The following is a 12,427-nucleotide window of genomic DNA, read 5'->3' as shown; positions in this document are numbered from 1 at the left end:
GTCCTCTCGATTGGTCATGGCGCTGCTCCCTGCTTGATACCAACAGGAAAACAATCGGCCAGAAAAGGGTTAATCGGGAGGTCAAATTAAACTGGTGTTTTGAAGACTTATTACATCGGTGATGACAAGGGCTGACCATCACGTAAAACGATAGTAGGAGACATAGAGGACATTGGCCGCTTCCCTGGCTCTATACGATTAGCAACCAGTTTTCCATCAACTGATGGACTGAGCGAAAAATCCGTCATGGAGTTATTCAATAGAAAACCCCGAACCATCAGCCGTGAACCAAACGCATTCTCGACACTGGATGTCATCGCCACAGCATTGCCATCACTATCAACAATGCTGATATGTGTGGTTGCCGGCAGTTCCAGTGCTTCACCGGGAGCCTGACTTATATCGTCAACTCCAGGTGGCAAGCCCGGTGCAACCTCTTTCAAAGGCCTTCCAGTGTAGAGCTGCTGGCTTCGCTCAAGGAGATAGGATTTATCCAGTAACCCCTCCGGCACATTAACAAAGTCCGGATCAGCGATATACAGTCCACGATCGGCAAAGGCCAGGCGCGTTGCATCACCAATCAGTTGCCAGCTATCAGGATTATCCTTACCCAGCTCAGGCAGCTCGTAGTGATCCAGCATCCCAAGAATCTGCCCCACGGTCAGCCCACCCGAACTCGGAGGCCCCATACCACAAATCAGGTCTCCTCGGTAATCCATACAGACCGGGTCGCGTTCTTTAACCTCATAACCGCTCAGGTCACTCATACTCAAGAGGCCAGGGTTATCCGTCACTGAGTTCACCGTTGTTACGATATCACGACCAATCTCGCCCCGATAGAAAGGGTCAATTCCGCTACCGGCAATAAGAGACAAAGTACTGGCAAATGGCAGGTTTTTCAGCAGCTCTCCTTCCTGAACAGGACGACCTTCAGGATAAAAGTAGTTTCTCGTGGTTTCGTACCGGCTTAAACGTGTCTGATCCATAGCAACAAGCCTGGCCAGTCTTGGTGACACAATGAATCCTTCTTGAGCCAGTTTTATCGTCGGCTCGAACAACGTTTTCCAATCAAGTTTCCCGTGCTTTTGATGCACTTCGTACATCAATTTGAGAAGACCCGGGGTCGCCACAGAGTGCCCGCCCACAACAGCATCATAAAAGGCCAGAGGCTCGCCTTTTTTATCAAGAAAGTGATCTGCCTTTGCCAACTCCGGTGCAGTCTCACGACCTTCCCAGGTTGATAACTGCCTGGAGTTATTATCAAAATAAACGACTAACCCCAGCCCTCCAATGCCTGAAGACTGGGGTTCGACCAGATTCAGTACCAGCTGAGTGGTAATGACAGCATCAATAGCAGAGCCACCCTTTTTGAGAATGTCATAACCTGCACTCACGGCATACGGGTTAGCTGCTGCTATCATATAGCTGGAAGCCTTCACCAGTTCCTGTTCCGTATTACCTGTGCCAGGCTCAGGCGCAATCTCTCCCGGAGGAGCTGTTTCTGCCAGAATGCATCGAGCTTGTACCCAGAAGATACCCACAACAATCCATGTTATTGGTTTTATCATGCCCCCCTCTCTTTCACTTCTCTACCAACATCACTCCATGTTGATCGATAGAGAAATAAAAAGTTGTCAAAACCTATACAATTATCATCTTCCAAGCATTAGCGCTAACGCGTTTTACGACCACGATAAGATAGCAAGGAAGGTAAGAGTGAAGATACAAGCCAGAAACTAAGTCACGGCTAGTAGTCTCAGTACAGAACTGCCAGCAAATTCTTAACTTTCAATTTGCTGGTAGAGTAGAAAGGTTATGAATAAGGCTGAAAATCAAATAACCGGCTCAAGCGCGTTTTCCCGCTCAGTAACATACCTGTACAGATCTTGATATACCTCCCACAAATGAGAACCAAAAAGTGGATCGGACATCTGTTTAAGATCATTATCAACCAGTACCAGATCATCAACAGTCAATAGATCCTGCATTGCCGGGATCATAAACTGATTTTCCAAGTCCATGTGCTCCCGCTGCAATTCGCTGTAAAGCGTGTATTCAGCCAGAAGAAGGTTTATCGGGACAACCTGATCAGAGGCAACGGTATTGAAAGCCTCCACAAGCTTCTGAGTCATTGCCGAAATCTGCCTGTGCTGGTCCTCAATCATATCAAACTGAATCCGTTCTTCTTTGCTGGCCAGCCGGGGACGCAGCCGAGCCATCAACCTGGACTCAAGAGGATGGTGAAATGCATCTGGATAGTTATGCATATAATCCAGTGCTTCAATGATAATGTTAAGTTGAGGATTGTGCTCACTGCCTTCCCGGTAGCCAGATACCTCGTAATCCAGATAGTCCAGCAAACGTGCCATATGCTGATGATCTTTGATTATTCGGTCAATTACTGTCGTCATATAGCATTCCCCTGGATATTTATTCTCTATTACTCTTTTTTATAGGCCCAGCTCTTTTCGAGTATTGACGCAAGTCAATTTTCCCCGTTTTAAAGAATACCATGAACTATTTTTCATGAAATTGACAGATAACAAGTGTAATCACCGGTTTACGTTAGTTTTCAAAACACTTTCACGATAAGGCGCCCTTTTTATGCCCTGCATCAACAAATAGAGCCATGTCGACAGGTAAGCTACCGCGCACGATGTAACTGGTCCGGAGGTTATTGTGCCGAACCCCCTGTACATGCTTGAATACCTGGAATACGCCGGAGTTGATATCAAGCCCCTTATTGATGAGAAAGCGATTCAAAAAGAGTATTTGAGACAGATATACCGTGTAGATTCGAGAGATAAAATTCTCGACAAGAAAGGAAAGGTTGTTGGAAAATCAAGTAACCCAAGGAATCTACATTGATGCCCCTCACCTATAAGCAGTTAACCAAATGAAGCCATACTTTCTGACTGAGTGATCAACTACTCTGCGGCGTTACAACTTCAGTCACATAGCTACGGCTGTGCTCCCTGCGCTGTGCCTTGCATAGCAACGGTCCACTAAGCCAGAAAGATTCCATTTGACCTGCTGCTTAAACCGCAATCCGGTATACATTGAACAGTACTTAACTCACTGTTCTCTTTATTAGCAGCAATAATCAATTTAAAATACCCCGATGGATGCTTTACTCTGGCTGACTCTGCTTTTTATCCTTCTCTATTACTGGTTTGATACGGCCAAGGCAAAAGAGACTGCGGTTGCCTTTAGCAAAAAGGCCTGTCGGGATATGAATGTGCAATTTCTGGATGACTCGGTTATTCGTTATCGAAGCAGGCTTGCCCGTGGCTTTTCTGGTCAGATAGTCATCAAACGTTCTTTCCGGTTCGAATTTACCCTCGACGGAACAACCCGGGAAACAGGCTTTATCTGCCTGTCCGGGCAGAGGCTTCTGACCCTGGAGCTTGACTATCCGGATCAAAGTGGTACTGACCAGAGCAATCATCACTCCAACCGTCTTTATATGCATACCAGCTACTCCGAGGAATCCAATGCCTTACGCTCGAGAACTGAAAAAAGGCCAGATTGTAGACATTGAAGGCCAGTATTATCAGGTTCGTCAGGTTGAGGCTAAAAGCCCATCTGCCCGAGGCGCACAGACCCTGTACAAGGTTCGTTTCAATTCTGTTCCTGGTGGCCAGAAACTGGAGCAGACGCTGACCGGAGATATTCTTCTCGCCGATGTGGATCTGCAGAGAAGAGCCGTAACTCTTCTCTACCGTGAAGGTAATGAGTGCACTTTCATGGATTCAGAGGACTATTCCCAGTACCTCGTCAATGCCAGCACGATTGAGGATCAGCTTCTCTATATAGCTGACAATATGGAAGGCCTGACAGCCCTGCTTGTTGATGGCCAGCTGCTGGCAATTGACCTGCCTGCATCCGTTGCTCTGGAAATTGTCGATACTGCTCCTGGCATAAAAGGGGCCTCGGCAGCTGCAAGAACAAAACCAGCCCGTGTCAGCACAGGCCTTGAGGTGCAGGTTCCAGAGTATCTCAGTAACGGTGAAGTCATTAAAATCAATACAGAAACCGGGAAGTTCATGTCCCGAGCCTGACCCCAATAGTTTCCGGAGATCCTCTCCGGAAACCAAATTCGAAATATAAGAATATTTTATTATTCAATTTAAAGACTAAAACAAGCCAAATATTATACTAAATCGAAATATAATACCTTTGTTCAAGTTATTTTTGCTCATTAAGAACCTAATATACAGGTATGCATTCAAAACAATTTGTTTTAAGCATTACGTTTTTGATGAATTAAATAATATAGTAAACCATTTAATTAACATCAAAAACCAGAAATCTCTTTTGGAGAAACAAATGGACACATCATAAACAAATCAACTCAAGGAAGAAGGCCATGAATATAAGAGATATTGCTCAATACATTTTTCGAACGATGTACTTGTCGATGGCCATGGGCTTTATAGCCTATTCATCAGCTGATCAGTCCATGTTCATGGTAACGAATTACAGAACCCCGTTTTCAAAAGATGTTTCTTCCATTGATTATTATTATCAAGTACCGGCTTATCAAAGCGAAAGTAAAAAAACAGAATTTACTTTCAAACAGAGAAAAGAAATAAATGAAGAGCGTATCGGCTCATTCATTTACAAGACCATTGATGATCCGGGCAGAATCCGCAATCAGGTTGCTGGCTCTGCCATACTTTACGGACTGGACAGTATTGGTCTTGGAGAGTCGGTCAGAGAGGGTATCTATTTTATCAAGAAGAACACACGATACTCGTTCGGTGACTGTGGGGAGCTGAGATTTAAGACCAATAGAATTACTGCAGGCAGCTGCTTACCAGATGGAGGCTCTGTTGAGTTGAACTCCAATTACAATTTCAACTCCGTCCAGCTACAGTTTAAATGGTCCCTGTAATTTAAAAGTGGTGATGTCGCTGTCAATAAGAAATGATAGAATGCCCGCGGCATCACTCCTAATGGTAAGCATCATTGAACACCCGCAAACTTTACGCTCAATATTCCCGCCAAATTGAATTACTCTCCCCCTGGCAACTGACAACGCTGGCTACAGCAGTTACTGAGAGAGCCTGGCCGAACTTTGCTCTTTTTGCAGAGCTTGCAGAATTTGGACAGCCTGATGATGTACGGCACTGCCTGAACATGCTCTGGGACTTTACAGCGGGACTTCAATCCTCAAAAAACTTCGAACGCCTGCTGGAACGACTGGATGAAAACACGCCGATACCTGAGGATTTTGATATGTTTGGTGTTCAGCCGGCACTGGACTTTTCGGTAAGCCTCAACTGCGCTATCAACTGTGCCATGAAAGCATCCATTGACGAAGCAGCCAGTGCTTTGACGGTGTCACTCAGCACGATTGGCAAGTTCATAAAATACACTGAAGCAGCAGAGCTTAAAGGGACAGAACTGACTCAGTATATTGAAGAGCATGAGCTATTTGAGTTTCAACTTCGCTTTATTCACGAGTTAATTTGGATGGTCAGTCAGCAAAAGAAACCATCTAAAGAGTTTACCAAAGAGCTTCGGCTACTTTCTGCCAACGATGGCGTCAGTCAACTGGGAATCAGTCTTGATTGAATCAACCGGTATTTACTTCTACACAGTAAATACCGGTTGACCTCATACCAGGGTTACTTCACATTAGAAATGATATCCCTGAGCAGGGAGTATATCTTCTGCTGGGAGTTGGACATCGCTTCATAGTTTTGATTATACGTCTGCATCGCCCTTTGCAACTGAACAGTCTGCAGCTGATTATTCCCATTGAGGTTATCCCGGGCATTAATGAGGCTGTCTTTTAATGCTACCCACTCTTCCTGAGTAAGGTTTCCTGTACCACTGGCGTCACTGAACGAAATTCTCAGTTCTTCCGTTAACAGGTCTATTTCTTTCTGGGTCATAAAGGGAATTGAACCTGAGAACTCGTTAGTGAGATCCTGCTCAAAAGCCAGTTTACGGGCAAAATACCCACTCACCTGATCAGCAGGATCATTTGGGTTCGTCTCAGTAATGCTGCCAGTGCCTGACCCATTATACTCCCAGGCATGCATTCCACCGGCTTCAAGCAATATATAACCATCATTATCACTGGCATCTATCGCTAGACCATTCAGGTTAGGTGCTCCGATGGTTGGTGTAGCGGAATCAATATTCGAGATGGTCATCCCCTGATTACCACGCTTAATGGTGATCGTGGTGATATCTGCAAGCCCACCGGAGAAGTCTGTCGAATTGAAAGGGGTGTCAGGTGTACCCGTACCAAAAGTAATTTCTGTTCCGTCATCGAGAATAAAGCTCATATCACTCATGACAGGAATACCGACTTCAAGAGCATCCACCGTTGCCCCTTGAGGAACAGGAATCAGGGTCTGGTTCTGATAAATTAACTGGTTTCCATCAGCATCCAGAATAGTGAAAGTCGTTCCACCATTGCCATCCGGCTGAAAATTCAGACCATAACCATTATCCAGAATGACATTATTACCATTCGTACTCCAGGTTGGGGCTGAATAGTTCGTTGTTCCATACTCGGCAACGTTGGCTTTACCAATCAGCGTATTGATCGTATCAATATACTGGTTGCTGGTATCCATTTCACCAATGATGCGACGAACTTCTGCATCCAGCATTTCTCCACGCTCAAGATAGACTGCAGCGATAAAATCCTGCTGACTCATTTCCGCCGGATTTAGCGTGGTTACATCATTACTCGTGTTAACGCCATTAACGTTATTCATGCTGATCTCATCCCTGAAAAGCAGTAATTATCTTTACGCTGATCCGTTTAAGGCTTATACAAATCCGGAACGTTTCCTGACGGAGGAAGCCTTGTTAACCTTGCGTTGTCTGAGCAGGCTACCGGCACTTTTAAGTTCTTTGCGCTTAGCTGTAGCTTCATTGGCCATGTTGCTTTTTAAATCGTTGTGAAAACTCAGCAGCTCTTCCCTGGCCTTCTGCTTTTGCCGGGATGTCCAGAAGTCGCTGTTAATAAAAGCGCGCAGCTTCTGTCGATCCATCCCCCCGTTCTTCATAAATTCTTCCTGCTTATCCAGCATCACTTTTGCCTCACGAATGGCGGCCTTAGATGTTTCAGATCCCAGATAGTTGGATTTCTTGAGCTTGGTGATATCCACCAGCTTGAGTTTGAGCGCCATATCTCCCCCCAGATAGCCTTTGATCAGGTCATTTTGAAACTCTCTGGATACCTATATCGGTCTGAGGACAAATCTATGTAGGTCTGTTGATGCTTAAAGGTCACAGAGCTTCGATATGAAGCATCAATCAGAGGGGGACCCTGTTGCATTCAACATTGGCGAGTCGGCAGTAAAGTGCCTACAATATCGGCAAAAATTCTGGAGGTTCTATGGACGTTGCTGAGTTCGAAACCTTAATGCTGCAGATTCTAATCAGTGGGCTGGTTTTATTTATGGCCTTTATCGTTTATGACCTGGCCAAAAAATCCAATGCTGGAAAATGGGGTACATTTGTACTCTTTGGAGCTCTCGGCCTTGGTGTCCTGGGTTTCCTGATCAAAACCTTTCTTGTTGAGATGATTGTGTAGGTGGCAGCAGCACCATGATAGATGCTCAAGCCACTTCATGGTTACAAATAGCCTAGCCAGGACATCCAGAGACTACCTAAACCCAGCCAGACCAACAAATATAACGGACTCATTATCAGCCCTGCTTTCCACCATGTGGAAAGTGATACGTAGCCAGCACCGTAGAGTATGGGGGCTGGCCCATTCCCGTAGTGGGTAACAACTGCACAAATATTGCTCATATAGGCAAGCATCAGCGCTCCTCCGAGTGGGGGAACACCAGCACTGAGCATAATCAACAGAAAACTGGCATACATGGCACTGATCTGAGCGGTTGATGCAGCAAAGAAATAGTGAAAAAAGTAGTACAGTCCACAGATGGTGATCATTGTCAGCCAGGCAGGCAATCCTCCAAACAGGACTCCAACCTGATCACTGACATAGCTCACTACGCCAAAGGCACTGAGGTAATGAGCCATGGTGATAAATGCACCAAACCAGATCATGGTATCCCAGGCCCCCTTATTGCCACGAACATCATCCCAGTTCAGCACACCACTTAACAGCAGAATACAGACCCCTACCATAGCAACCAGTGTTGCTGAAAAGCCAAGCTGGTGACCAAATATCCAAAGAACAAGCAGAGTCAGGAATGTACCAGCCATAATCCATTCATCCCTTGTCAGAGGACCCAGACGGTGGAGTTCATCCTGGGCCACCTTGACGGCCATGGGGGTTTCTTTCAATTCAGGGGGGGTTATTCGATAAAGACAAAGTGGCATTAAGATAAGGCAGACAATACCGGGTAACAATGCTCCCAATGCCCACATAGCCCAGCTCAGCTCAATCCCCTGAGTGCCTGCAAGCTTGACTACCAGGGGATTACCCGCCATTGCTGTCAGGAACATGGTGCTGGTAATAGCATTGGCATGGAAGACAATCATGACCAGAAAGGCCCCCATCCTGTTAGCAGTAGCTCCCGGTTTACTGTCATAGACAGTGGCAATGGATTGCATAATCGGATACACCACAGCGCCTGCACGAGCGGTAGTACTTGGCATTGCTGGAGCAAGCAGCATATCCGTCAGGGTCAGGCCATAACCCAAAGTCAGGGTTTTCTTACCCATGATACGCATGAAGCAGTAGGCGATTCTGAGCCCAAGCCCGGTTTTTATAAACCCGTGGGAGATGAAAAAAGCCAGAACCACCAGCCAAGTAACAGGGTCACCATAACCCGCCAGTGCCTGCTTGAGTGTCAGTGTTTCGGTCAACCCCAGGGCTGTAACTCCCATCAGGGTGATTGCTGACATGGGCATTGGAGTGACCATTACCCCCAGCAGGGTGCTGAAAAAAATAATCAGCATATGCCAGCCCTGCAGATCCAGACCTTCCGGAGCCGGAAGTATCCATAACGCCCCCCCCAGTAGCAATGGAGCTAAAAAACGGATAATGGATTTCAAGTCAATCACCCGCTGTCGAATGTGTTCACTGCTTACTGGTGGTGTACTCACAAAACCCCCTTTAAAAGCATGGTAATTGCCGTAGTCTAGTCGACAGGTTCTCCTGCATTTATAATTCTGACTTTTCTCATCAGTGATTACCCATGCAGGCCTACGTTATACGTCCTTCCAAAAAAAGCCGATTACTCCTTTTTAATAAACCTTACGGTGTTCTAACCCAGTTTACCGACCAGGAAGGTCGCGAAACGCTGAAGGATTTCATTCATATTCCCGGCATATATCCAGCAGGCAGGCTGGATCGAGACAGCGAAGGGTTATTACTGCTAACGGATAATGGCCAGCTGCAAAACCTGATTGCCTCACCAAAGCACAAGATGCCCAAAACATACTGGGTTCAGGTTGAGGGAATCCCAGACTCTCAAGCTTTAGACAACCTTCGTACCGGAGTAGTTCTAAACGATGGCCCAACACTCCCGGCACAGGTAGAACTCATTGATTCTCCTGATGTTTGGGACAGAGTGCCTCCTATACGGGAAAGAAAGTCGGTTCCAGACTGCTGGATTCAATTAACGATAAAGGAGGGTAGAAACCGTCAGGTAAGAAGAATGACCGCGGCTATCGGTCATCCAACACTCAGACTGATTCGGTGCCAGATTGGGTCATGGAAAATTGACGACCTTAAGCCAGGCCATTGGCGTGAGCTGGAAATTCCTGCTTCACTGAAAGACAAACTCAATAAAAATAGATCAAACAGTGTGAAGTGGAAAACATCAGGAAAGCACCGTCACTGGAAGAAATAATTCTTCAGCACTACTTACCGGTCAGCAGGGCGGCATTAGCCATAACCCTGACAGCGATCACTATTTTGTCCCTATTGCCAATAGATAATTTCAGAGGTGTTGATCTGACATTCTGGAAGTTACCCGTCGCTGCTGACAAAATAGCTCACTGCATTGCTTTCCTGGTTATTTCAGGCCTTCTTGATGGCTTTTGTTATCAGGACAGGTTCAACCTGAAAAAAGCTTCCATCGCAGCTTTATATGGTATGTGGATTGAAGGCCTGCAATCCCTTACTGACTATCGCCACCCATCGTTTTGGGATATCGTCGCAAACTGCCTTGGCATCCTCATGTATTGGTTATTAATTCCTGTTTTTAAACGAATCCCTGTCTTAAGAGTTCGCTGGCGATATAAAGAAGCACTCACTGAAGAAATAACATCGAACCTTTGAAGCCAACCGGTATTCCATGCACATCACCTCAGTCCTTGTAGGCTCTAAGAGGAAGAAGGGAGCGGTCAAAGAGCACAACAGGAATGATTTCACCTCCTGAATTCCTTACTACCTTGAGATTATCGTTAGCCTCCTTATCAGCAACAACAATCATCTTGGGGCTATAGCCATCAGAAACACGGCTGGTCAGCATGTCTACGTCAGGGAAAGCTTTTACCTTAATACCATCCCTGTCCATCGTACGCTTGAACAGGTTCTGTTCTTCCCTGGTCAGGCCTAGTAAAGCAACTGAAGGCTTAATAGAAGGGAAAACGAAACTCCCAAATAGAAATAAAAGATTACTGCCAGCAGCCGGGATAAAGCCAGAATTCTTCGGCGCGAAGGCCAGGTTAGCACTCACCCCTCGTCCATCTTCATCCCGATAGCGAATGGAAGGATAGATAAGAGGAAGAACAGCACCTGAATCAAAATTCCCGCCCCATTGAAGAGTCCCCATAATTGAAAGTGCCAGATTCAGATCAATACTCCAGTGTTCGGATAAATGGAAAGAGAAACGAAGAATAGGCCCAGTGAAAATCATGGGAACAAAACGGCAGTCAAGCATACCGCCGAATTGCCAGAGCAGATCAATATCCCCCCACTCGCTTTCGTAGCCTGTTAAGATGACTTTTCCTGCAATACCAGGATTAAGAACAAAGCGGCCATCGCTATCCAACAGAATTCCAGAGTTCTCCTGATGGAAACCCCTGTCGATATGTGCAGAGAATCCTGTGATATCAATTTCAAATGCTTCCCCCTTCAAGCAGAATAAAAATATAGGTACGAAAAAGGTCAACTTCTTTACGGTGTTGGAAACCCCTGGCATATCAGACAAAACCCACCCCCAGTTCTTTGAATAATCAGTGAATTCAGAAGTGGACTTTTGTTTTGACAATTAGTTCAGACCAGTCAAATGATTGAACATTCGAAAAATAGAAACAGACGTATGCCCCCTCTTCCCAATGCCAGTTGAGACTCAGCTTTTTATTGCCAGCTCTCTATGGGGCGGGGAGCAGTTACCAGAGGCTGAGCCACACCCGTCGAGCAGGCAATTCCATGATTACTCAGCAAGTTGCAGGCATACCAGGCAATCTCAAAATGTGTGTGTGCAGTTGGATGAACTGTATCAAAAAAGAAGTGGTCATCCGGGTTAGTACAGAGGGGAACCTCTTTACCTGCTGCAGTGTGAGATACTACCTGGGCTGCATCCGCCAGAGACGGGTTCTTCATAATTTGGTTAACCAGTCCCGCGCCATAATGTTCCTTATACGCATCAATATCTGGCAACCCTGCTGTTATTCCCAGGCATGGTTTATCCGTAATGATTCCGTGCCGGGAAGCTCCCGATATCAGCTGACTCATCATGGTTGCTGCATCCAGCTCAATAATCTGTGTGTCCTCATAACGCTCACGAACAGATTGTAATGCTGTCTGCAGCTCACTATTGTTTTGTTGAACGGCATTGGCCATCCAGGCGCGAGTGGGTTCCGGCGCAGACTGGTATCTGGGTGTTAAATTGATATCGGGAAGGTTTATCACCACGACATGCCTGGCTCCCAAGCGGATCAAGCGGGTAATATCCGATACATACTTATTCACCACCTCTTTGGAATCCGGCCAGCCATTCAGGTAATCATTGGCACTGTTAAAAAAGATCACCAGAGTGTTTGCCCCGTCAAAAGCGAGCTTTTCCTGTGACCATGCACTGATAATCAGACCTTCACATGGGGGAACCAGACTGCCAGACACAAAGTCTTCACCCAGGCTTTCAATGCCATGAGCTATGTGAATAAGGTCACCGGGGTGCTCAAATTTCTGGGGTGCGCATAATGTCCAGCTACCGGCCATGGCACGATTATCAAGACTCGCCCCGAGCATATGATGAAGGTAGTCGGGCCAGACACCCTTATACTCAACTCCTCCCGTAAACATCCCTTTCAAATAGTATTTAGGATCAGGTAAAACCGGGATTGGCAACTGCCGGGTAAAATCCAGAAAAGCAGTTAATGATTCTTTTTCAATGCTTAACGCGATGTGCGACTTTGTAAGAAGCTATCTCAAATTACTAGCATGATGGTAAGTCCAACTTAAATCTTCAAAATCACACAACTATACGCTTTCCGTTTTTTTAATCTTCGGAAATAAGGTTCTCAA

15 protein-coding genes are annotated in these 12,427 nt (G+C 46.0%); 8 read left to right on the top strand and 7 right to left on the bottom strand.

What is annotated here, in order from left to right; translation table 11 throughout:
• Positions 1-110: 110 nt before the first annotated feature.
• Together ggt and AK963_RS19255 are read right to left on the bottom strand one after the other, a co-directional pair.
• Entirely contained in the window at positions 111-1,568 is a 1,458-nt protein-coding gene (ggt, locus tag AK963_RS19260; RefSeq protein ID WP_238593786.1) for a gamma-glutamyltransferase, read from the bottom strand.
• A gap of 264 nt (positions 1,569-1,832) precedes the next feature.
• Entirely contained in the window at positions 1,833-2,411 is a 579-nt protein-coding gene (locus AK963_RS19255) for a hemerythrin domain-containing protein (RefSeq protein WP_066017063.1), read from the bottom strand.
• A gap of 268 nt (positions 2,412-2,679) precedes the next feature.
• On the opposite strand from AK963_RS19255, the gene AK963_RS32245 reads away from it, so the two are divergent.
• From AK963_RS32245 to AK963_RS19235, 5 genes are all read left to right on the top strand, one after another.
• Positions 2,680-2,868, top strand: coding sequence for a hypothetical protein (locus AK963_RS32245; protein ID WP_139117526.1), 189 nt, complete (start codon positions 2,680-2,682; stop codon positions 2,866-2,868).
• Positions 2,869-3,121: 253 nt separating this feature from the next.
• Positions 3,122-3,541, top strand: a complete 420-nt coding sequence (locus AK963_RS19250) for a DUF3301 domain-containing protein (RefSeq protein ID WP_066017062.1) — start codon at positions 3,122-3,124, stop codon at positions 3,539-3,541.
• On the top strand, positions 3,495-4,061 hold the full coding sequence (gene efpL / locus AK963_RS19245) for an elongation factor P-like protein EfpL (protein WP_066017061.1): 567 nt from the start codon (positions 3,495-3,497) through the stop codon (positions 4,059-4,061). The genes AK963_RS19250 and efpL overlap by 47 nt, the downstream gene beginning before the upstream one ends.
• 308 nt (positions 4,062-4,369) lie before the next feature.
• Positions 4,370-4,897: a hypothetical protein gene (locus AK963_RS19240; protein ID WP_066017060.1), complete on the top strand. Its 528-nt coding sequence runs from the start codon at positions 4,370-4,372 to the stop codon at positions 4,895-4,897.
• A gap of 74 nt (positions 4,898-4,971) precedes the next feature.
• A complete protein-coding gene (locus AK963_RS19235; protein ID WP_066017059.1) occupies positions 4,972-5,580 on the top strand; it encodes a DUF416 family protein in 609 nt (202 codons plus the stop codon).
• A 53-nt stretch (positions 5,581-5,633) separates the two neighbouring features.
• Here AK963_RS19235 and AK963_RS19230 read toward each other — a convergent pair whose 3' ends face one another.
• Complete coding sequence (locus AK963_RS19230) at positions 5,634-6,740, bottom strand: hypothetical protein (RefSeq protein WP_066017058.1); 1,107 nt, start codon at positions 6,738-6,740, stop codon at positions 5,634-5,636.
• Between the two features lie 54 nt (positions 6,741-6,794).
• Positions 6,795-7,157, bottom strand: a complete 363-nt coding sequence (locus AK963_RS19225) for a hypothetical protein (protein WP_066017057.1) — start codon at positions 7,155-7,157, stop codon at positions 6,795-6,797.
• A 209-nt stretch (positions 7,158-7,366) separates the two neighbouring features.
• Between AK963_RS19225 and AK963_RS19220 the strand changes: the two genes are divergently transcribed.
• Positions 7,367-7,564: a DUF2788 domain-containing protein gene (locus AK963_RS19220; RefSeq protein WP_066017056.1), complete on the top strand. Its 198-nt coding sequence runs from the start codon at positions 7,367-7,369 to the stop codon at positions 7,562-7,564.
• Between the two features lie 41 nt (positions 7,565-7,605).
• Here the strand turns inward: AK963_RS19220 and AK963_RS19215 are convergent, their stop codons facing one another.
• A complete protein-coding gene (locus AK963_RS19215; RefSeq protein WP_066017055.1) occupies positions 7,606-9,054 on the bottom strand; it encodes a DASS family sodium-coupled anion symporter in 1,449 nt (482 codons plus the stop codon).
• Between the two features lie 92 nt (positions 9,055-9,146).
• Between AK963_RS19215 and AK963_RS19210 the strand changes: the two genes are divergently transcribed.
• Positions 9,147-9,803, top strand: a complete 657-nt coding sequence (locus AK963_RS19210) for a pseudouridine synthase (RefSeq protein ID WP_066017054.1) — start codon at positions 9,147-9,149, stop codon at positions 9,801-9,803.
• Positions 9,764-10,234, top strand: a complete 471-nt coding sequence (locus AK963_RS19205) for a VanZ family protein (RefSeq protein ID WP_066017053.1) — start codon at positions 9,764-9,766, stop codon at positions 10,232-10,234. Before AK963_RS19210 ends, AK963_RS19205 begins: the two co-directional genes overlap by 40 nt.
• Positions 10,235-10,262: 28 nt before the next feature.
• Here AK963_RS19205 and AK963_RS19200 read toward each other — a convergent pair whose 3' ends face one another.
• Entirely contained in the window at positions 10,263-10,949 is a 687-nt protein-coding gene (locus AK963_RS19200; RefSeq protein WP_139117524.1) for a hypothetical protein, read from the bottom strand.
• A gap of 308 nt (positions 10,950-11,257) precedes the next feature.
• Complete coding sequence (locus AK963_RS19195) at positions 11,258-12,250, bottom strand: SGNH/GDSL hydrolase family protein (RefSeq protein ID WP_139117523.1); 993 nt, start codon at positions 12,248-12,250, stop codon at positions 11,258-11,260.
• Positions 12,251-12,427: the final 177 nt, after the last annotated feature.

It is taken from the genome of Endozoicomonas atrinae, from assembly GCF_001647025.1.
Classification (GTDB): domain Bacteria; phylum Pseudomonadota; class Gammaproteobacteria; order Pseudomonadales; family Endozoicomonadaceae; genus Endozoicomonas; species Endozoicomonas atrinae.
The sequence above is the reverse complement of the archived record's forward strand: the minus strand, read 5'-3'. Positions and strand labels throughout refer to the sequence as shown.